18 protein-coding genes and 1 riboswitch are annotated in these 19,124 nt (G+C 71.8%); of the genes, 7 read left to right on the plus strand and 11 right to left on the minus strand.

Annotated features, from left to right (window positions below; all coding sequences use genetic code 11):
- Positions 1 to 12 precede the first annotated feature (12 nt).
- Complete coding sequence (locus ACIGG8_RS39770; protein ID WP_350524259.1) at positions 13 to 1,032, plus strand: LacI family DNA-binding transcriptional regulator; 1,020 nt, start codon at positions 13 to 15, stop codon at positions 1,030 to 1,032.
- A gap of 112 nt (positions 1,033 to 1,144) precedes the next feature.
- Here ACIGG8_RS39770 and ACIGG8_RS39775 read toward each other — a convergent pair whose 3' ends face one another.
- The 3 genes from ACIGG8_RS39775 to ACIGG8_RS39785 form a co-directional block, all read right to left on the minus strand.
- The gene (locus ACIGG8_RS39775) at positions 1,145 to 1,348 is read right to left on the minus strand and encodes a hypothetical protein (RefSeq protein WP_396553451.1); all 204 of its coding nucleotides are present in this window, start codon (positions 1,346 to 1,348) and stop codon (positions 1,145 to 1,147) included.
- A gap of 222 nt (positions 1,349 to 1,570) precedes the next feature.
- The gene (locus ACIGG8_RS39780) at positions 1,571 to 2,851 is read right to left on the minus strand and encodes a transglycosylase family protein (RefSeq protein WP_396553452.1); all 1,281 of its coding nucleotides are present in this window, start codon (positions 2,849 to 2,851) and stop codon (positions 1,571 to 1,573) included.
- Positions 2,838 to 2,997, minus strand: a riboswitch (cyclic di-AMP (ydaO/yuaA leader). It overlaps the preceding gene by 14 nt.
- 470 nt (positions 2,998 to 3,467) lie before the next feature.
- Positions 3,468 to 4,427: a hypothetical protein gene (locus tag ACIGG8_RS39785; protein ID WP_396553453.1), complete on the minus strand. Its 960-nt coding sequence runs from the start codon at positions 4,425 to 4,427 to the stop codon at positions 3,468 to 3,470.
- 559 nt (positions 4,428 to 4,986) lie between these two features.
- Here ACIGG8_RS39785 and ACIGG8_RS39790 point away from each other — a divergent pair.
- A complete protein-coding gene (locus ACIGG8_RS39790) occupies positions 4,987 to 5,250 on the plus strand; it encodes a DUF397 domain-containing protein (protein ID WP_396553454.1) in 264 nt (87 codons plus the stop codon).
- Positions 5,251 to 5,659: 409 nt separating this feature from the next.
- Here the strand turns inward: ACIGG8_RS39790 and ACIGG8_RS39795 are convergent, their stop codons facing one another.
- Positions 5,660 to 6,241 carry an ATP-binding protein gene (locus tag ACIGG8_RS39795; protein ID WP_396553455.1) on the minus strand — a complete coding sequence of 194 codons (582 nt, stop codon included), beginning with the start codon at positions 6,239 to 6,241 and terminating at the stop codon, positions 5,660 to 5,662.
- A gap of 418 nt (positions 6,242 to 6,659) precedes the next feature.
- On the opposite strand from ACIGG8_RS39795, the gene ACIGG8_RS39800 reads away from it, so the two are divergent.
- Entirely contained in the window at positions 6,660 to 7,526 is an 867-nt protein-coding gene (locus tag ACIGG8_RS39800; protein ID WP_350524265.1) for a helix-turn-helix transcriptional regulator, read from the plus strand.
- Positions 7,527 to 7,608: 82 nt separating this feature from the next.
- Here ACIGG8_RS39800 and ACIGG8_RS39805 read toward each other — a convergent pair whose 3' ends face one another.
- Both ACIGG8_RS39805 and ACIGG8_RS39810 read right to left on the minus strand, forming a co-directional pair.
- Positions 7,609 to 8,214, minus strand: a complete 606-nt coding sequence (locus tag ACIGG8_RS39805) for a TetR/AcrR family transcriptional regulator (protein WP_396553456.1) — start codon at positions 8,212 to 8,214, stop codon at positions 7,609 to 7,611.
- A 229-nt stretch (positions 8,215 to 8,443) separates the two neighbouring features.
- Positions 8,444 to 9,958, minus strand: coding sequence for an MFS transporter (locus ACIGG8_RS39810; RefSeq protein ID WP_396553457.1), 1,515 nt, complete (start codon positions 9,956 to 9,958; stop codon positions 8,444 to 8,446).
- A gap of 87 nt (positions 9,959 to 10,045) precedes the next feature.
- On the opposite strand from ACIGG8_RS39810, the gene ACIGG8_RS39815 reads away from it, so the two are divergent.
- Positions 10,046 to 10,480: a MarR family winged helix-turn-helix transcriptional regulator gene (locus ACIGG8_RS39815; protein ID WP_396553458.1), complete on the plus strand. Its 435-nt coding sequence runs from the start codon at positions 10,046 to 10,048 to the stop codon at positions 10,478 to 10,480.
- 106 nt (positions 10,481 to 10,586) lie between these two features.
- Here the strand turns inward: ACIGG8_RS39815 and ACIGG8_RS39820 are convergent, their stop codons facing one another.
- The 5 genes from ACIGG8_RS39820 to ACIGG8_RS39840 form a co-directional block, all read right to left on the minus strand.
- On the minus strand, positions 10,587 to 11,534 hold the full coding sequence (locus ACIGG8_RS39820; RefSeq protein ID WP_396553459.1) for a M56 family metallopeptidase: 948 nt from the start codon (positions 11,532 to 11,534) through the stop codon (positions 10,587 to 10,589).
- A 156-nt stretch (positions 11,535 to 11,690) separates the two neighbouring features.
- Positions 11,691 to 12,245, minus strand: a complete 555-nt coding sequence (locus tag ACIGG8_RS39825; protein ID WP_396553460.1) for a DUF5134 domain-containing protein — start codon at positions 12,243 to 12,245, stop codon at positions 11,691 to 11,693.
- Positions 12,246 to 12,520: 275 nt separating this feature from the next.
- A complete protein-coding gene (locus tag ACIGG8_RS39830; RefSeq protein ID WP_396553461.1) occupies positions 12,521 to 13,276 on the minus strand; it encodes an amino acid ABC transporter ATP-binding protein in 756 nt (251 codons plus the stop codon).
- Positions 13,273 to 14,139, minus strand: a complete 867-nt coding sequence (locus ACIGG8_RS39835; RefSeq protein WP_396553464.1) for an amino acid ABC transporter permease — start codon at positions 14,137 to 14,139, stop codon at positions 13,273 to 13,275. The genes ACIGG8_RS39830 and ACIGG8_RS39835 overlap by 4 nt, the downstream gene beginning before the upstream one ends.
- 68 nt (positions 14,140 to 14,207) lie before the next feature.
- Positions 14,208 to 15,095 carry an ABC transporter substrate-binding protein gene (locus ACIGG8_RS39840; protein WP_396553462.1) on the minus strand — a complete coding sequence of 296 codons (888 nt, stop codon included), beginning with the start codon at positions 15,093 to 15,095 and terminating at the stop codon, positions 14,208 to 14,210.
- 642 nt (positions 15,096 to 15,737) lie between these two features.
- Between ACIGG8_RS39840 and ACIGG8_RS39845 the strand changes: the two genes are divergently transcribed.
- The 3 genes from ACIGG8_RS39845 to ACIGG8_RS39855 are packed head-to-tail and all read left to right on the plus strand — an operon-like array spanning position 15,738 to position 18,966.
- Positions 15,738 to 17,138 carry a DUF6421 family protein gene (locus tag ACIGG8_RS39845; RefSeq protein WP_350524273.1) on the plus strand — a complete coding sequence of 467 codons (1,401 nt, stop codon included), beginning with the start codon at positions 15,738 to 15,740 and terminating at the stop codon, positions 17,136 to 17,138.
- Complete coding sequence (locus ACIGG8_RS39850) at positions 17,135 to 17,893, plus strand: SDR family NAD(P)-dependent oxidoreductase (RefSeq protein ID WP_350524274.1); 759 nt, start codon at positions 17,135 to 17,137, stop codon at positions 17,891 to 17,893. The genes ACIGG8_RS39845 and ACIGG8_RS39850 overlap by 4 nt, the downstream gene beginning before the upstream one ends.
- The gene (locus tag ACIGG8_RS39855) at positions 17,890 to 18,966 is read left to right on the plus strand and encodes a threonine aldolase family protein (protein ID WP_396553465.1); all 1,077 of its coding nucleotides are present in this window, start codon (positions 17,890 to 17,892) and stop codon (positions 18,964 to 18,966) included. Before ACIGG8_RS39850 ends, ACIGG8_RS39855 begins: the two co-directional genes overlap by 4 nt.
- Positions 18,967 to 19,124 lie beyond the last annotated feature (158 nt).

The raw sequence follows: 19,124 nt of genomic DNA on the forward strand, positions 1-19,124 counted from the left end.
GGCTCTGGGACCGTGACTACGGCGCGACTCTCAGACATCGCGGCACAGGCGGGGGTCAGCGAAGCCACCGTCTCCCGCGTGCTCAACGGCAAGGCGAACGTCTCCGCCGCCACCCGGCAGACGGTGTTGGCCGCGCTCGACGTGCTCGGCTACGAGCGTCCGACCCGGCTGCGCCAGCGCAGCGCCGGGCTGATCGGGCTGATCACACCGGAGTTGAGCAATCCGATCTTCCCGGCACTGGCGCAGGTGATCGAGCAGGTGCTCAGCCGGCACGGCTTCACGCCGGTGCTGTGCACCCAGACACCGGGCGGATCCACCGAGGACGAACTGGTGGAGATGCTGGTCGACCGGGGCGTGGCGGGCATCGTCTTCGTCTCCGGACTGCACGCCGACACCACGGCCGACCACGACCGCTACGCGCGACTGGCCGGGCGCGGGGTGCCGTTCGTGCTGATCAACGGCTTCAGCGAGAAGATCGACGCGCCGTTCATCTCGCCGGACGACCGGGCCGCGATGTGGATGGCCGTCCAGCACCTGGCCGAACTCGGCCACGAGCGGATCGGGCTGGCCGTCGGGCAGCGCCGGTACGTGCCCGTGCTGCGCAAGATAGAAGGCTTCACGGCGGCGATGCGGGAGGTGCTCGGGCGCACCCAGGAGGAGGCCGAGAACCTCGTCCACCACACGCTGTTCAGCGTGGAGGGCGGACACGCGGCGGCCGGCGCGCTGCTCGACAAGGGCTGCACGGCGATCGTCTGCGGGAGCGACATGATGGCGCTCGGGGCGATCCGGGCGGTGCGGCAGCGCGGCCTGTCGGTGCCGCAGGACGTGTCGGTGGTCGGGTTCGACGACTCGCCGCTGATCGCCTTCACCGAGCCGCCGTTGACCACGATCCGCCAGCCGGTCGAGGCGATGGCCACGGCGGCGGTGGACGCGCTGCTGGAGGAGGTCGGCGGGAACGCCGTCCAGCGCGGCGAGTTCATGTTCCAGCCGGAGCTGGTGATGCGCGGGTCCACCGGGGCCTGCGCGCGCTGAGCGCCGGCCGCAGGGCCGAGGGAATGGCCCCGGAGGGCAGTTGCTCTCCGGGGCCCTTCGGCGTGCCTGTGCTCGGCCCTGCTCGGCCCCGCTCGGCAGATCTCGGCTGCGCTCAGCCGTGCTCGGTGTCGGTGGTGCGGTCCTGGGCGAGGCGGTTGCCGTCGGCCGGGTCGCCGGTGCGGGCCTCGGTGCGGCGGCCGCGGGCCAGGTAGTCGCGCAGGACCAGTTCGACGGCGTCCTGCGGATTCTTGGTTCCGGAGAGCATCATCGCGTCGATCGCGAGGTTCGCGTCGAGCGTGACGGTGACCTGGGCCATGTGACTCCTCCTCGGGTGCAGAGCAGCAGCATGCCCGTTCGGGTCCGGTTCCACCACGGGGATACGCCGCGACCCCCGGGGAGGAGCGACCAGACTCTTCCCCGGGGGTGGCGGGTGATCAGTGTTCGGTTGGCGGCCGACGGCCACGGCCCGCGGTCTGCGGACGACGGATGACAGCTGACAGATATTGAAAGCTGTCTGCCGTCAGCCGTCTCGCCGTGCTCAGACCCGGCCGGCGAAGTCCGGGGCCCAGTTGGCGACGGTCTGCTCGCGCACACCCGCGCTCGGGTTGGCGGCCTCGACGTACTTGCCGCCACCGACGTAGATCGCGACGTGGTAGACGCCCGAGTCCTTGCCGTTGTTGGACCAGAACAGCAGGTCGCCCGGCTGCAGGCTGTCCAGCGAGACGTGGGTGCTGGCGGCGGCCTGGTCGGCGGCGACGCGCGGGACGGAGATGCCCGCGGCGCGCAGGGCGGCCTGGGTCAGGCCGGAGCAGTCCCAGCCGCCGTTGCCGGTGCCGCCGTAGACGTACGCCTGGCCGACCTTGGACTCGGCGAAGGCGACCGCGGCGGCCATGCTGCCGCTGGCGGCCGGGGCCTGCGCCGGGGCCTGCGCCGGGGCCTGGGCGGCCGGGGTCTGGGTCTGGGCGACCGGCTTGGCGTTCACGGAACCGCCGTTCGCGGACTGACCGGACTTCTGCGAGCGGTTGAACCAGGTGAAGTCCGAGCCGGACTTGTCCGAGGAGGCGGACTGCTGGGTCTGGCCGTGGTCACCGAAGGTCAGGTGCTGGCCCGGGTAGATGGTGTTCGGGCCGTCGGCCAGGGTGCTGCGGTTGAGCTCGTACAGCCGCTCCCAGCCGCCCTGGACGTTGTGCTTGTCCGCGATCGAGGACAGCCAGTCGCCCTCGACCACGGTGTAGTCGTCGCTCTGGGCGGCCTGCTGGTGCTTCTGGGCCCAGGTGTCGGCGGCGGAGTCGGCGGCGTCCTGGGCGGGCGCGGCCGGCTTGGCGGGCTTGGCCGCCGGGGCCGGGGTCTGGGTCTGGGCGGCGGGCTTGGCGGCCGGGGCGGCCGGGGCGGCAGCGGCCGAGGTGTCGACGGCGGCGGGGGCGCCGCCCTTGGTCAGGCCGGCCTTGACGGAGCAGACGGGCCAGGCGCCGGGGCCCTGCGAGGCGAGGACCTTCTCCGCGACGGCGATCTGCTGGTCCTTGGTGGCCAGGTCGGCGCGCGAGGCGAAGGCGGTGCCGCCGAAGGCGGACCAGGTGCTCTGGGTGAACTGGAGGCCGCCGTAGAAGCCGTTGCCGGTGTTGATGCTCCAGTTGCCGCTGCTCTCGCACTGGGCGACCTTGTCCCAGGTCGCGACGGAGGCGGCGGAGGCGGTGCCGGAGACGAGGCACGGGACGGTGAGGCCGACGCCCGCGACGCCGATGGCGGCGATCACGCGGCGGGTGCGGCTGGACAGACGGGTGCCGTTGGTGGGCAGCATGAAGACGCGGTCCTCTCCCACGCCTGCGAGGTGAGCTGTCGGATTCGGGCCGGAGTTGCCCGGCCGCGCGTGAGCGCGGCTTCACCCCTAGCCCTGAACCGTTCCTGGGAGCGGTCCGGGGCGACTTACCTGTGGGTCCCCCGCTCCTGCCGTGGTGCGTTTTCGCGCTGCCAGGACATCCGACGGCAGGACTCGGCGTCGCGGATGAACTGGGTCCGTGTGGTCACGAACGGGGAGCACGTTAAGCAGACTTAAGTTCAAACTGCAAATAGCTGTGACGCGCATCACGGATTAGTGGGAAGCGCCAAATTGGCGGCTAATCATGATCGTAAATGATCGTTTCTCGGCAATGCGATTGCGGATGCCCACAACTGTCTTTGCCTCAGGAATGGCGTGACGGTGTGTCGAAGCGCGAAAAGGCGCACCGGTCGAACCGGTGGAGCGGACGTGATTCGAGCGCCCCGGAGTGCGCTCGCCATTCCCCGGCAAACAGCAGCAGAACGGACATTCCATTCATTGTTCGCTTAACTCCGGTAACTCCCGTACGCCGCAAGAGCGGGAAAGCGGGCAAAGCGAAGGGCCCGGAACGCAAGCCGTTCCGGGCCCCGTGTGCGCGCCGACGGGCGCGCGGTGTCCGCTACTGTCCGGCAGGCCCCTCGGCGGCCGCGTGGGCGCCACGGGTGCCCTCCATGACCCCCTCGGCCTCGGCGGCGGCCGCCGCCTCCGCCTCGGCCCGCGCCAGGTCCTCCGCGGACGGTGCGGGCAGCGCGGCCAGGTAGGTCGAGGCGATCAGCTGGCCGACGGTCGGGTACGCGCCCAGCGGCGCCGCCGACGGGCAGCCGGTCTCCTCGGCGGCCGCGGCGAGCAGCTCGGAGTCGGCCTCCGGCCCGATCACCAGCGGGGCCAGCGCCGGGCGCTGGGAGCCGGTCTCCTTGAGGTGGTCGACGGCCGCGGCCACCGAGCCGGGCACGTCGAGCGCGGCGGCCACGACCGGCACGGCCAGGCGGGCGGCCAGCAGCACGCCGGTGATGCCGGCCGCGGCGGCGGCGTCCTCGCCGCCGACGGTGGTCAGGACCACGCCGTCCGCGGCGGTCGCGATGGCGAAGAGCCGGGCGCGGTCGGCGCGGGCCAGCCCGGCCTCGGAGAGTCGTACGTGGACGGCCTCGGCGAGCAGCGGGTGCGGGCCGAGCGCGTCGGTGACGGGCGCGCCGTACTCGGCGGCGAGCGCGTGGAGTTCGGGCAGGAAACCGTGCGGACCGGGCACCAGCGGCACCAGGACGGGCATCGGCAGGCCGGCCTCGGCGGCCGTGGCCAGGAGTTCGGCGACGGTGCGGTCCTCGCCGCCCTCACCCTCGGCGGAGTCGCCGGGGAGGTAGCCGACCGCGGCCTGGACGCCGTTCTGCTCGCTGCGGACGATGGAGAGCAGCTCCTCGACGACCGAGCGGGACTCGGGCCCGGCGGCCGTGGGCACGGCGAGCACCAGGGCCGGCGCGCCGGTCGGAATCTCGGGGCGCTCGGGACGACGATGGCGCCCCCGCGCACGGGAGCCTGGAGTGCGGACGGGCAGTGGCGCGCCCGGAATGGCTGCGGTGCTCATGCCGGAGATCGTAGGACATCTGCCCGTCCGGCCTGCAGTCGGCTGCCGTACGGGTTTCGCGCGGCCGCTGTGCGAACCCGGTGTGTCCGCCGCATCGGGTTCGGGCGGTTTGCCTACAATCCGGACATTCCACACCCAACCCCCGTGCGGGCGCGGCTCATTGCCTGGACGTGCCGGACGGGGTGCGGCGTTGCAGTCGCGGCGCGTGAGATGTCTCACAGCCCGGAGGTCACCTGACGGAGGGTCACGGCGGTGCGACTCCCGGCATTCGAAGATCAACATTAAGCGGGGGGCCGCTCACGGCCGGTTATCGCGACCCCGGTGATTCAGTCGGCTATGTCCGTTTACGTACCGTCAGGAGAAGGCCCCGTGAAGAGTTCGGGGCTGCGGGTGAAAGGCCTCGTGCACCTGCAATGTCCCGTGCTGATGCACGTGCACTGCAGCTATCATCGCGTCAAGTGAGGCGTTGTGCCGGGCCGGTACGGGGCCGGTCCGTTCGTTCGGCGGTGCCGGGGGCGCCGCGCTGGACGACAACTCCGGAGCTCTTCGGGAGACTTCTATGCACGACTCGCAGAACACGCACGGCTCGCACGACACCTACAACGGGATGGCCGCGGCCGATCTCGCGGGGGTGGTCTGGCAGAAGAGCCGGCACAGCAACTCCCAGGGCAACTGCGTCGAGTTCGCGGCCCTGCCGGGCGGCGACGTCGCGATGCGCAACTCGCGCTTCCCGGACGGTCCGGCCCTCATCTACACCCGGGCCGAGATCGCCGCCCTGCTGCTGGGGGCCAAGGACGGGGAGTTCGACCACCTGGCGGTCTGACCGGCCGCCGTGCTTCACCATCGGGGGGCCGTCGTGGGTGCCGACACCGCGACGGCCTTTGTCTTTTCGGTCGTCTCCTCCGACTACTCCGCCTTCTCCGCCGTCGCCGACCGTACCGGTCGCCGCCGGGGCGAAGTGATGACGGGGCCTGGCGCAGGGGCCCGGGGCGTGGTCCTCCCGGGGCTTCCCTCGACCGGCCGCTCCGTCCGCCGTCCGGCCCGCTGCAGGGCCTGGTGCGGGAAGGCGTTCCGGGTCGACCACTCGACCGACCACCGCCGGACCGGTCCTCCGGCCGATCGCCGAGCCGGTCCTCCGACTGATCGCCGAGCGGGTCCTCCCACCGGCCATCGGGCCGGTTCCTCGGTCGACCGCACGGCGTCGGGCGCTGCTCGCCACGTGCCGCGGGGCGCTAGGCCGAGCGCCGGTGCCGTCCACCGATGTCGACCGGGCCGCCGAGTGCGTCGAGCGCCCCGCGTCCGCCGATCTCCGGGTGTCCGTCCAGCGGGCCGCCCGCCGGCTCCGCCTCGAACAGGGCCCAGACCACCTTGCCGCTGCCCAGCGGGTGCCAGCCCCAGGAGCGGCTGAACGACTCCACCAGGTGCAGCCCGCGGCCGGATTCGGCGACGAAGTCCGCCTCCCGCGCCACCGGGCCCGCGCTGCTCGGATCGCTCACCGCGCAGACCACCTGGGGCGCGCGGTGCACGAGGCTTATTCGGATCGGCAGCCGCCCGTCCGGGGTGGGCTGTGTGGGAAAGTCGTACTCGCCCGGGGCACCGCCCGTCGGGTCGGGCCGTGCGCCGATCGCATGCCGGAGCGCGTTGGTCACGAGTTCCGACGCCACCAGCGCCACGTCGTCGAACAGCTCCGTCAGTCCCCAGCGCTGGAGCGTGGTCCGGGCGAAGTCGCGCGCGGTTCTGACGGCTTCGAAGCGAGGAGCGAGCGTACAGGTGACCACATGGGGGTCAACCGCCAAAGCCGTACCGGTGCTCATGAAGAGCTCCTCCCATAAGGGGGCGGACACGGCTGGACCCGCCGGGGTCATGCCGGTCACCTCCGACTCGCTCGGCCGCTCGGCCGCCCCTTCGACCAGACGCACGCGCACTCGAACGCCCGATGACGCGGGGGACGCCGTCGGGCCGGTGCACGGAGTCGCGCGTGGGGTCGACGCGGAGCCCGCGGGATTGCCAGGGATGTGCAGGTGCACGTGCACCATGGTGGTGTGCGCTCACTGCAGATGCAAGAGTCGATTCACGTGCAGTCGCACTATTGGCATATGCAAGCGCCGGATGCACGTGCATCCTGGTGTGCGGAGTGCAGAACTGATAGGAACATCCGTCAGTATCGGCACCGTGAGCGCTCAACTGATGGCAGACTGTGCGCTGTTTGCCCTAGGTGGAGGTTTCGACCGCATGACCACAGTTCAGCCGGGCGGCGGCTCGATGGTCCGCCGGATCCTCCTCGGCTCGCAGTTGCGTCGCCTGCGAGAGGCGCGCGGCATCACCCGCGAGGACGCGGGCTACGCCATCCGGGCCTCCGAGTCCAAGATCAGCCGCATGGAGCTCGGCCGCGTCAGCTTCAAGGAGCGTGACGTCGCCGACCTGCTCAGCCTGTACGGCGTCGACGACGGCATCGAGCGGGAAGCCCTGCTCGGCCTCGTCCGCGAGGCCAACAAGTCCGGTTGGTGGCACAGCTTCAACGACGTGCTGCCGGGCTGGTTCCAGACCTACGTCGGACTGGAGGAGGCCGCTCAGCTGATCCGCACCTACGAGGTGCAGTTCATCCCCGGGCTGCTGCAGTCCGAGGAGTACGCACGGGCGGTTTTCGGCCAGAGTCGGCCGGTCATCAGCGAGGAGGAGGTCGAACGGCGGGTCAGCCTCCGTCTGCGCCGCCAGAAGCTGCTGACCGAGGGTGCCAGCCCTCGTCTGTGGGCGGTCATCGACGAGGCCGCGCTGCGCCGGCCGGTCGGCGGGCCCAAGGTGATGCGCGGTCAGGTGCAGTACCTGATCGACGTCGCCGAGCAGGCCAACGTGGTGATCCAGGTGATGCCGTTCCGCTTTGGGGCGCACGCCGGGGAGTCCGGCGCGTTCACGATCCTGCGCTTCCCGGAGCAGGACCTCGCGGACGTGGTCTACCTGGAGCAGCTCACCAGCGCGCTCTACCTGGACAAGCGGGACGACGTCGACGCGTACATCCAGGTCATGGAGCGGCTCTGCGTGGACAGCCTCACGCCGGAGCGCACCATAGACCTGCTCGCCTCGATCCTGAAGGAGCGCTGAAACCCCGGGGGCCCGCTCCCTCGCGGAGCCCCCGGCAGCAGACCGAAGTGAGTGAGTGAGTGGCAGGCCGCCCACCCCGCCGTCAACCGCGGGCCGGCGGCCTTTCGCGTTCCGGCGGGTCGGGCTGCGGCGGACTGCCGAGGTGCCAGGCCAGGTCGTAGCGGCGGAAGAGGTCGGCCCGGATCGGGGCGAGCGGGATCTCGGCGCCCGGCAGCAGCACCCCGATGCAGCCCCCCATCAGCGCACTGCGCAGCACCGCGTGCTCGGCGACCGGGTCCGGCGCGCCCCAGTCGTGCAGCAGTCCCTGCAGGATGGCGCCGAGCTGCTGCTGCTCCGGGTCCTGGACGAAGGCGCCGGTGTCCGGGTCGAGGATCAGCGCCAGGTGCGAGCGCATCACCCGCGGGTGCTCCATCGCCAGCGCGAGGACGGCGTCTATGGCGCGGGCCAGCCGGGCCTCGGGGGAGGAGTCGGGCACGAGTTCCGCCAGGGCGCCGGACAGTGCCTGGTGCATCATCCGGTGTGTTGCGGACTGCATCAGCAGTCGTTTGCCGTCGAAGTAGTAGGAGACCAGCCCGCGGGCCAGTCCGGCCCGCTCGGCGATGTCGGTCAGTGTCGTGCCCGCGTAACCGCGCTGGTCAACCAGCTCGACGGTGGCCCGCATGATGCGCCGGCGGGAGCGTTGCCGCATCTCCTCGTTGACCGAATCCCCGCGAGGTGCCATCGTGTCTGCTCCGAACGTTCGTTGGCTCCGGGCCAATATACTTGCGAAGCCGACAGCCGCCCCGCGCAACCGTGCCCTGACGGGCGTCGCCCGGGCGGCCGGTACGAAGACGGCCGGCTCCACCAACACGGGGGTTTGGTGGAGCCGGCGCCACTGCCCGACGGCCGGGGGTCGGCCGTGGGCGGGGCTCACGGGATCAGTGCTCGGTCAGGACTTCGGTCCGGGCCGGCGTCGGCCCGACTGACGGATAATCATAGTCAGGCAACGTCGCGGGGGCGGCACTCCGGCGTCGGTCCACCAGCGCTCCGATCGTCGCGACCAGCAGTCCGACCAGTGCGACCGCCGTGACGAACACCAGCGCCGGACGGTATCCGTCCAGCTGGGCCTGCGGGCTGTCGCCGCCGGCGCTGCCGGCCGTGATCATCGCGGTCGCCCCGGCCAGCACCACCGCCGTGCCGACCTGGATCGCGGTGTTCACCAGGCCCGAGGCCAGGCCCTGCTCCTCGTCGGCCACGCCGTCGGTGGCGGCGATGTTCACCGAGGGGAAGGCGAGCGCGAAGCCGACGCCGAGCAGCAGCATCGAGGGCAGCACCAGGGCGACGTAGGAGCTGTGCTCGTCCAGCCGCAGGAAGAGGGCGAAGGCGCCGACCAGGGCGAGCACGCCGATCGGCAGCAGCCGTCCGGTGCCGAAGCGGTCCACGATCGGGCCCATGAACGGCGCGGAGAGGGCGATGAACGCACCGGCCGGCAGCAGTCCCAGGGCCATCTGCAGGGCGGACCAGCCGAGCAGGTGCTGCAGGTAGAGGGTCACCACGAACTGGAAGCCGCCGTACGCGCCGGTCATCGCGAAGGCGACCAGGTTGGCCCGGGCGACCGAGCCGTTGCGGAAGATCCCGAGCCGGACCAGCGGGTGGGCGGTACGGCTCTCGACCAGCAGGAAGGCGGCGGCCAGCGCGGCGACCGCGACCAGCGAGCCGACCGTGCGCAGGCTCAGCCAGCCGGCGCCCTGTGCCTCGGTGACGGTGAACACCAGCAGCAGCACGGTCGCGGTGCCGGTGATCGCGCCCAGTACGTCGTAGCCGCCCTTGGCGGGCTCCTCGACCGGGCGGGGGAGCAGGCGGACCGCGAACACCAGGGCGAGCAGCGCGACCGGGACGGGCATCAGGAAGGTCCAGCGCCAGCCGACCGAGGTGAGCAGGCCGCTCAGCACCAGGCCGAGCGAGAAGCCGCTGGCGCCGCAGGTGGTGTAGATCGACAGCGCGCGGTTGCGGGCGGGGCCCTCGGCGAAGGTGGTGGTGATGATCGAGAGGCCGGCCGGGGCGGTGAAGGCGGCGCTGACGCCCTTGAGGAAGCGGGCCGCGATCAGCAGCCCGCCGTCGTCGACCAGGCCGCCGATCAGCGAGGCGGCGGCGAAGGCACCCAGGGCGACCAGGAAGACCCGGCGGCGGCCGAGCAGGTCGGCGGCGCGGCCGCCGAGCAGCAGCAGGCCGCCGTAGCCGAGCACGTAGCCGGAGACCACCCACTGCAGCGTGGAGGTGGACAGGTGCAGTTCGGAGCCGATGGACGGGAGGGCGACGCCCACCATCGAGACGTCCAGGGCGTCCAGGAACATGGCGGCGCAGAGCACGATCAGGGTGCCCCAGAGGCGGGGAGTCCAGTGCGGCCCGCTGGTTGACGGGGCGTCGGGTGGCGTGACGGTCGCGGTGGTCATGGGGAGGACAGTACATGCGTATGCATTCAATGCAAATGAATTAGATGTGAACGCAATAATTTACGGCGTAGGTGCTAGGGTGGCGGCGTGGCAGAACTCGACTCCCCGGCGGAGGCCGGTCTCGTCGCGCAGTGGCGCGACCTGCTGGCCAGGCACGCTGCGGCCGCCTGCATGCTCGACCGCGAGCTGGGCGACCGGTTCGGGCTGGGCATGAGTGAGTTCGAGGTGCTGGAGCGCCTCGTCGAAGGGTGTGACGCCGGTGGCGGCCACGCGCTGCGGGTGAGCGAGTTGGCGCCCACCGTCCACCTGAGCCAGAGTGCGCTCTCCCGGCTGATCGCCCGCCTGGAGAAGGCCGGGCTGGTGACCCGGGCGATGTGCGAGAAGGACCGGCGGGGCATCGTGCTCACCCTCACCGAGGCCGGTCGGGAGCGCTACGAGCAGGCCCGGCCGCTCCACCGTGAGGTGCTGGAACTGACCCTCGGCGACGGGCTCGGCAAGCCCTGCGAAGCCGCGTCGGGCTGATCCGCCGTCACTTTCTCTCCGGCCTGGTCGGAACGGGTCTGGTCTGCTCGGCGCGAGCCCGGGTCGGATCGAGCGGACCGGGCCGTCCGCGCGGGCCCCAGGAGGCTCAGAGGAGGGAGTGCAGCCCCGGGGCGACGGCCAGCAGGACGGCTGCGGCGGGTGCGGCCAGGGCCACCGCGGTGAGCCGGAGCCGGTGGGACACCGGGAGCCGTGGACGGCCCGCGAGGAGCCGGTCCACCCGCTTCGGGGACTGCGCCAGACCGGGCGGACAGGAGCCGAACACCCCGCGGTCGAGGTTGAGTTCGGCCAGCGCGAGGGCGGTGGTGTGCCGGCCGTGCCGACGGGCGGCCCGGTCGTCGGCGGCCAGCTCGACCAGCTCCGCCACCTGGTCCCGGAACGCGCTGAACACGCCGACACCGGGGAAGCCGGAGGCGAGCGCCTGCGCGAACTGCTGCAGCCAGTGGTGCCGGGCCCGCACGTGGCCGCGCTCATGGCTCAGCACGGCCGCCAGCTCCCGATCGGTCAGCTGCTGGAGGGCGCCGGTGGTGACCACCAGGCGGGAGTTCGGGCCCGGCAGCGACCAGGCCTCGGGGCGGATGTTCTCCAGCACCACCAGCCGCTCCCGGCGGCTCCGGGCGGTCTCGATCGACTCGGGCAACTCCGGTGCACGGGTGGCGAGTTGCGCGTGCCGCCGGTCGCGCAGTGCCTTGGCCGTACGGACCTCGCGGGTGAGCGCCAGCACCGTCTGGACGCCCCCGGCCGCCAGTACCGCGGCGCACAGTCGGCCCCAGCCCTCGGCGTCCTGCAGTCCGTACGCGGCCTCCACGCCGTGCGGCGCGCCCGAGAACACCAGCGCGCGCAGCTCCGGCAGGGCGGCGGAGGCGGCCAGCAGCAGGCCCAGTGCGCAGCACAGCAGCACCGCCACCACGAGGCACTGCCACACCAGCAGGGCCAGCACCGGTTCGCGCTCCACCCAGGCGGCCCGGGCCAGCAGCCGGGGCGCGACGGTCGAGAGCAGCAGTCCGAGCAGCAACAGGCCGATCAGGGCAGTCATCGCATGGGCTCCCCGAGTACGCACGGAACGCGACAGCGCGCTCCCTGCCAACCTATGTGCCGGCGACGCCCGGTGGAACGGCTTTCGACGGGCCAGTGACCAACGCCACGCGCGCGACGGGGTCTTGGCGCAGGCGGGCGGGCGGGCGGGTAGGCGTCACATGGTCAGGAGCATGGCGAACATGCCGATGCCCATGGTGAGCCTGCAGGCCTGGGGGAGTCCCGCGGTGCCGACGGCGAGGGTGCCGGCCGGGGTGCGCAGCAGCCGGCTGCCGGCCCAGACGGCGTACCCGCCGAAGTAGAGGAGGAGGCTGCCGGTCAGCAGCGGCACGCCCAGGCCGCCCTGGTGGTGCTGGTGGCCGGGGGGCCCGGCCATCGTGAGGGCCGTGTACGTCATGGCGAGCGCGCCGACGGCGTGGTGCAGCCGGTGGCCCCGGCCGGCCGGGGCGTGGGCGGCGGCGAGCAGGAAGGCCGCGGCGGGGAGGCCGAACAGCGAAGCCCAGACGGCGGCCGGGACGGTGGCGCCGGTGACGGCCATCGCGGCCATGCCGAGTCCCATCAGGGCTTCGGCGGCGTCGGACTCCCGGGCGCGAGGGCGGTGCGTGCCCGATGCGCAGGGGGCGGGGGAGTGGCGCAGTCTGATCAGGCAGGTGGCGCCGGCCGTGGCGGTGAGGAGGGCGAGCAGCCAGTTGACCAGGGTGGGTCCGTGCAACGGCGGCCTCCCGGGGCGGCGGGCGGCGGAGGGCGGCGAACGACGAACAGCGGTCGGCGAACAGATGACAGCTGACAGATTTCAACATCTGTCAGCTGTCATCTGTCATCCGTTCGTCGTTCCTCGCCGCCGTTCGCCGCCCCCGTCCGCGGTGACGGTCGTCCCGTCCACGATCACCGGAGTCACCTCGGTGCGGCCAGGGCGCGTACGGGGGCGCACGGTTGTGACCGTCGTTGCGAAGCTCCTGGCCGCGCACCCCCGCCGGCTGCCCGGCTTCAGCCCTGGAGCCGCCCCGAGGCGACCACCCGGCTGAGGAACTGCCGGGTCCGCTCCTCCCGCGGATCGCCGAACACCTGCTCCGGCGGACCCTGTTCGAGCACCACTCCGTCGTCCAGGAAGCAGACCTGGTCGGCGACCTCCCGCGCGAACCCCATCTCGTGGGTGGAGAGGACCATCGTCATCCCCTGCTCCTTGAGGTCCCGCACCACCGAGAGCACCTCCCCGACCAGCACCGGGTCGAGCGCCGCCGTGATCTCGTCCAGGAGCAGCAGCCGCGGCCCGGTGGCCAGCGCCCGCACGATGGCGACGCGCTGCTGCTGCCCGCCGGAGAGCCGGTCCGGGTACTCCTTCGCCTTGGCCGCGAGCCCGAGCCGGTCGAGCAACTCCAGCGCCCGCGCCTCGGCCTCGGCCCGCGCGACCCCGTGCACCCGGCGCGGCGCGAGCGTGATGTTCTCCAGCACGGTCATGTGCGGGAACAGGTTGTAGGACTGGAACACCACCCCGATCCGGCGCCGCACGGCGTCCTCGTCCGCCCGCGGATCGGTGATCTCCTCGCCGTCCAGGAAGATCGCGCCGTCGTCGATGCCCTCCAGCAGGTTGACGCACCGCATCAGCGTGGACTTCCCGGAGCCGGAGGCCCCGATCAACGCCGTCACCGAGTGCTCGGGCACGGCGAGGTCCACGTCGCGCAGCACCACGTGGGCGCCGAAGGTCTTGCGCACCGACTCCAGCTGCAGCACCTGCGCCGTCACACCGCACCTCCCTGGAACTGCCGACGGTTCATCCGCGCGGTCAGCCAGTCGGCGAACCGGGTCAGCGGAACGGTCAGCACGATGAACACCAGACCCGCCAGCAGGTACGGCGTGAAGTTGAAGGACCGGGACGCGATGATCTTCGCGGCGTACACCGCGTCGATCGCACCGCCGATGGACACCAGTCCGGTGTCCTTCTGCAGGCTCACCAGGTTGTTGAGCAGCGGCGGGACCACTCGCCGGACCGCCTGCGGCAGCACCACGTACCGCATCGCCTGCGCATTGGTGAGCCCCAGCGACCGCGCCGCGGCCCGCTGGCTCGGGTGCACCGATTCGATCCCGGAGCGGAACACCTCCGACACGTACGCCGAGTACGTCAGCACCAGCGCGGCCCCGCCCAGCAGCAGGGGATCGGTGGTGACCCCGGTCAGCCGCAGCGCCGGCACCCCGGTGATCATCACCAGCAGGCAGATGATCATCGGCAGCCCGAGGAAGAAGTCCACGTACGCGGTGGCCAGCAGCCGCACCGGCAGGAAGACCGGCCCGCGCAGCGTCCGCAGCACCGCGAGCAGCAGGCCGAACACCAGGATCAGCACCCCGCAGCCGAGCATCAGCTCCAGGTTCACCCGCAGCCCCTTCAGCACCTCGGGCAGCGCCTGGCGCGCGTAGTCGAGGTTGAAGAAGGTCCGTCGGGTCACCTGCCAGCCGGGGGAGTTGACGATCAGCAGGTAGAGCGCGACCGCCGTCGCGAGGGTCGAGGCCGCGGCGATCAGCGCCGACCGGCGGGCCCGGGCCCGCCGGTACGCCTCGTGCGCGAGGCGCCGCTCGGACGGGCGGTACCCTTCGTCCCCTTCCCCGTCCACGGGCTTCGCGAGCTCCACGGCTCCGGTCGCCGTCGCGTCCCCGGCCGTGCCGGGGCTGGTGTCAGCGCTCACTTCAGCACCGGCGCCGAGACGGCGTCGGAGAGCCACTGCTTCTCCAGCTTCGCCAGCGTGCCGTCCGAGCGCAGCGCGTCCACGGCCTGCGACACGCAGCCGGTCAGCTTGGAGCCCTTGTCCAGCACCAGGCCGAACTGCTCGCCCCGCGAGGCCGCCTCGAACTGGCCCACCACCTGGGCCTCCGGCACCTCGGCGCCGGTGATGTAGAAGGCGGTCGGCAGGTCCACCACCAGGGCCTCGACCTGGCCGTTCTTCAGCGCGGCCTTGGCCAGGTCGTTGGAGTCGAAGACGGCCGGCTGGCCGGTCGGCTTGATGGTGTTGGTGATGGTGTCCAGGCTGGTGGTGCCGATCTGCGCGCCGAGCTTGGCGCCCTTGAGGTCGGCGATGCTCTTCGCGCCCGCCGCCTTGGAGTTCTTCAGCGCGATGACGGCCTGGCGCACGTCGTAGTAGCCGGAGGAGAAGTCCACCGCCTGCTTGCGCTCGTCGCTGATCGACACCTGGTTGATGTCGAAGTCGAACTCCTTGGCTCCCGGTGCGGTGGCCTTGCCGAACGGCGCGACCACCCAGCTGACCTTGGACGTCGGGTATCCCAGCTTCTCCGCCACCGCGTAGGCCACGGCCGACTCGAAGCCCTTGCCATTCTCCGGCTTGTCCTCGGAGAACCAGGGGTCGTAGGCGGGCTTGTCGGTGCCGATGGTCAGCGTCCCGGCCGTGCGCGTCGCCAGCGCCCCCGGCGCGCAGCCCGCCGCCGTGCCGCCCGTGCCCGGGGCACCGGAGGCGGCGTCGGACTTCGAGTCCTGCGGCGCGCACGCGCTCAGCGTGGCCGCGGCGGCCACCAGCGCGGCGAGGGACAGTACGGCGGACGGCTTGCGGAGGGTCATGGCGGGACTCCAGAGGAAGGACCGGGCAGGACGGGGGCGGGACAGGCAGGACGGGCGGGAGGAGCGGGACGAGCGGGGCGGAACGGGTACGACGGGCGGGACGGGTACGACGGCTGGGACGGGCGGGACGAACGGCCGGGACGGCAGGGCGTGGCGTGGCGGGCGGGTTCCCGGCGGGTCACTTCCCCGGTGGCGGCGCCGGAACACACACGGCATGGTCGGCGTACGGGCCCATGTCCGCGGTGCCCCCGAGCCGGATCCGCCGCGGCCGGGTCGACGGCAGCCGGACAGCGGCCGGAGGCCGGCTCAACAGCAGCGGCAACAGCGGCGGCGGAGACCGCGCGCGCGACACCGACGGCAACAGCAGCCGTGTCGACGGGTGGGCACCCGGAACGGGCTGTCGTGGCGTACGGCCACCGTGATCACCGCCGGGAACATGCCGGGAGGTTCGCATCAGAACAGCGCATCTGTCCAGAACATCCAGATCAGTGTCCACATGTCGGACAACCGCCTTCCCGCACAGGACTTCGGGCCGGAGCGGCCGGGCGCCGCAGCTTTGCCGGTCCGGACCCCCTTGAACGGGAGAACCTTTCGTACTTATGGTGTCCCCGTTGAAATAACTCCTGTCGAAGTGAGTCCACGATGCAGAATCTTTCGCCAAGGCTCGCTGCGGCGGCCGACGCCCCGGTCTCGACCCTCGCCGGCCACCCGGCCTGGCTGCGCCTGAAGGAGGCCGTCGAGACGCTGCGCCCGCTGCAGTCCAAGGACGGCTCGATCGACCTGGCCGCCGTCCAGCGGCACACCGTCGACCCGCTGGTCGCCACCGTCCGCGCCGCCGTCGAGGAGCTCGCCCCGAACTTCCCGCACGACGCCGCGTACCTCACCGCCGTCGACGCGGACCTCGCCAAGTGGGCCGACACCGGCTACCGCGAGCCCGACTTCCTCGACTCGCTGCTCGCCTTCCAGCCCGCCGACCAGCGCGAGGACGGCCTGGAGCACCTCGTCGTCTTCCCGATGTACACCCAGAACGGCAACCCGAACCGCAACCTGGAAGCCGTCCTGCTGCGCGTCGTGTGGCCCGACTGGCTGGCCGAGCTGGAGCGCACCCGCTTCGACAACCCGATGTTCGTGCCGATCACCTTCACCGACTTCACGGCCGGCTACGACACCAACTCCGCCGTCCTCTTCCCCGAGACGGTGTCCGTGCGCAAGGCGCCGGAACGTTTCACCTGGGGTGGCATCTTCTGCGACCGCGAGGCCGCCCGCTTCCGCGCCGTCTCCACCAGCGCCGTCCAGCAGCTCGGCCTGGAGATCCCGGCCGACGCCGAGGGCCTGCTCCAGGACCAGCAGCGCGCGCAGGAGACCTTCGTCCTGTGGGACCTGGTCCACGACCGCACCCACAGCCACGGCGACCTGCCGTTCGACCCCTTCATGATCAAGCAGCGCAGCCCGTTCTGGATGTACGGCCTGGAGGAGCTCCGCTGCGACCTCACCACCTTCAAGGAGGCGGTGCAGCTGGAGTCCGAGGGCAACCCGCACGCCCGCGACGTCCAGTACGCCGTCCTCTTCGACCGCATGTTCCGCTTCCCGGTCAGCGGCGACCGCGTGCGCAACTACGACGGCCTCGGCGGCCAGCTGCTCTTCGCGTACCTGCACAAGCACGGCGCGCTGAGCTGGCGCGACAACCGCCTCTCCATCGACTGGGAGCGCGCCCCGCAGGTCACCAACGCGCTCTGCGCCGACATCGAGAAGCTGTACCGCGACGGCATCGATCGACCCAAGCCGGCCCACTGGATCGCCGCCTACGAGCTGGTCTCCCAGTACCTCACCCCGCACCCCGCCTCCACCTGGGCGAAGGGCCCGGAGGCCCTGCCGCTCGACATCACCGACGGCAAGGCCCTCAACAAGGCCCTGTGCGACGCCGTGCTCCCGGACGAGTTCCCGCTGAGCATGTTCTACGAGGCCCTCAACAAGAAGCTGAGCGGCGTCATCGCCTCCACCACCGGCATCACCGGCAACACCATCCAGGGAGCCGCAGCGTGACCACCTCCACCAACGCGCCGCTGGCCGGCAAGGTCATCGCCGTCGCCGGAGCCAGCGGCCCCGCCGGCCGGGCCGTGCTGCGCCGCCTCGCCGCCGACGGCGCCACCGTGATCGGTGCCGACATCGACGCCCAGCGCCTGGAGTCCGCCCTGGACGCCACCCGGGTGGCGGTGCGCGGAGCGAAGATCAGCGGCCAGGTCATCGACCTGCTCGACCCGCAGGAGGTCCACGACTGGGCCGACCACCTGGAGTCGGAGCACGGTCACGTCGACGGCCTCATCCACCTGGTCGGCGGCTGGCGCGGCAGCAAGACCTTCTTCGACAGCCGGCTGGACGACTGGGACTTCCTGCACGACACCGTCGTGCGCACCCTCCAGCACACCTCGCTGGCGTTCCAGCCCGCGCTGGTCCGCAGCGAGTCCGGCCGCTACGCGATGATCTCCGCCTCGGCCGCGCACAAGCCCACGGCCGGCGGTGCCGCCTACGCTGCGGCCAAGGCCGCCACCGAGGCGTGGACCCTCGCCATGGCCGACTCCTTCAAGAAGGAGACCACCGCCCCGGACGGCGAGCCCACCGCGGCGGCTGCGATCCTGGTGATCAAGGCGTTGGTCAGTCCCGAGATGCGGGCCGAGAAGCCGGAGGCGAAGTTCGCCGGCTTCACCGACACCTCGGACCTCGCCGATCACCTGGCGGGCCTCTGGGACCGCCCCGCAGCAGAACTGAACGGACAGCACCTGTGGCTGACAGCCCGATGACCGACCTCACCCGTACGGACGCGGTACGGCGGCACGACCCCGCCGTCCGCGGCTTCGCCAGCGACAACTACGCCGGCGTGCACCCGGAGGTCCTGGCCGCGATCGCCCTCGCCAACGGCGGCCACCAGGTCGCCTACGGCGAGGACGACTACACGGCCCACCTCCAGGACGTCTTCCGCCGCCACTTCGGCGAGACCGCCGAGGCGTACCCCGTCTTCAACGGCACCGGCGCCAACGTGGTCGCCCTCCAGTCGCTGCTCCCGCGCTGGGGCGCGGTGGTCTGCGCCGAGACCGCCCACATCCACGTGGACGAAGGCGGCGCCCCGGAGAAGATGGGCGGCATCAAGCTGCTCACCATCCCCACCCCGGACGGCAAGCTCTCCCCCGAGCTGCTCGACCAGCAGGCCTGGGGCTACGGCGACGAGCACCGCGCGCAGCCGCTCGCGGTCTCCATCACCCAGAGCACCGAGCTCGGCACCCTCTACACCGCCGAGGAGATCCGCGCGATCACCGAGCACGCCCACGAGCTGGGCATGCTCGTCCACGTCGACGGCTCGCGCCTGGCCAACGCCGCCGCGTCGCTCGGCCAGCCGCTGCGCGCCTTCACGACCGACGTGGGCGTCGACGTGCTGTCCTTCGGCGGGACGAAGAACGGCCTGCTGTTCGGCGAGGTCGTGGTGGTGCTCAACCCCGAGCGGGTCCGCAACATCAAGTACCTCCGCAAGACCTCGATGCAGCTGGCCTCGAAGATGCGCTTCGTGTCGGTCCAGTTCGAGGCCCTGCTCTCCGGCGACCTCTACCTGCGCAACGCCGGCCACGCGAACGCGATGGCCAGCCGCCTGGAGGCCGCCGTCCGCGGCATCGACGGCGTCGAGATCGTCCGCCCGGTCCAGGCGAACGCGGTCTTCGCGATCCTCCCGCGCGAGGTGAGCGAGCGGCTGCAGAAGCGTTACCGCTTCTACTTCTGGAACGAGCACACCGGCGAGGTGCGCTGGATGTGCTCCTTCGACACCACGGAGGCCGACATCGACGCCTTCGCGGCGGCCATCGCCGAGGAGATGGGCCGCGCCTGACGGTGCTCGACCGACGGATCGCCCCCGCCCGGACTCCCGGGCGGGGGCGATTTGCATGTGGTGGGTCGGTCCCCGTACAGTTCCGGAGTCGCCGCGGGAGACCGGGGTGACAAAGCGGAAAGCGAATCCGATGAATGAAACTCCGGAACTGTACGGGG

Source organism: Kitasatospora sp. NPDC085464 (genome assembly GCF_044541955.1).
GTDB lineage: Bacteria > Actinomycetota > Actinomycetes > Streptomycetales > Streptomycetaceae > Kitasatospora.

Bases quoted from the DNA above. Each gene is read 5' to 3' on its own strand.
- ACIGG8_RS39790 (WP_396553454.1), top strand. From the start codon at position 4,987: ATGCACGACTCGCAGAACACGCACGGCTCGCACGACACCTACAACGGG.
- ACIGG8_RS39775 (WP_396553451.1), bottom strand. From the start codon at position 1,348: ATGGCCCAGGTCACCGTCACGCTCGACGCGAACCTCGCGATCGACGCG.
- ACIGG8_RS39800 (WP_350524265.1), top strand. From the start codon at position 6,660: ATGACCACAGTTCAGCCGGGCGGCGGCTCGATGGTCCGCCGGATCCTC.
- ACIGG8_RS39820 (WP_396553459.1), bottom strand. From the start codon at position 11,534: ATGACTGCCCTGATCGGCCTGTTGCTGCTCGGACTGCTGCTCTCGACC.
- ACIGG8_RS39855 (WP_396553465.1), top strand. From the start codon at position 17,890: ATGACCGACCTCACCCGTACGGACGCGGTACGGCGGCACGACCCCGCC.
- ACIGG8_RS39845 (WP_350524273.1), top strand. From the start codon at position 15,738: ATGCAGAATCTTTCGCCAAGGCTCGCTGCGGCGGCCGACGCCCCGGTC.
- ACIGG8_RS39785 (WP_396553453.1), bottom strand. From the start codon at position 4,427: ATGAGCACCGCAGCCATTCCGGGCGCGCCACTGCCCGTCCGCACTCCA.
- ACIGG8_RS39795 (WP_396553455.1), bottom strand. From the start codon at position 6,241: ATGAGCACCGGTACGGCTTTGGCGGTTGACCCCCATGTGGTCACCTGT.
- ACIGG8_RS39840 (WP_396553462.1), bottom strand. From the start codon at position 15,095: ATGACCCTCCGCAAGCCGTCCGCCGTACTGTCCCTCGCCGCGCTGGTG.
- ACIGG8_RS39810 (WP_396553457.1), bottom strand. From the start codon at position 9,958: ATGACCACCGCGACCGTCACGCCACCCGACGCCCCGTCAACCAGCGGG.
- ACIGG8_RS39805 (WP_396553456.1), bottom strand. From the start codon at position 8,214: ATGCGGCAACGCTCCCGCCGGCGCATCATGCGGGCCACCGTCGAGCTG.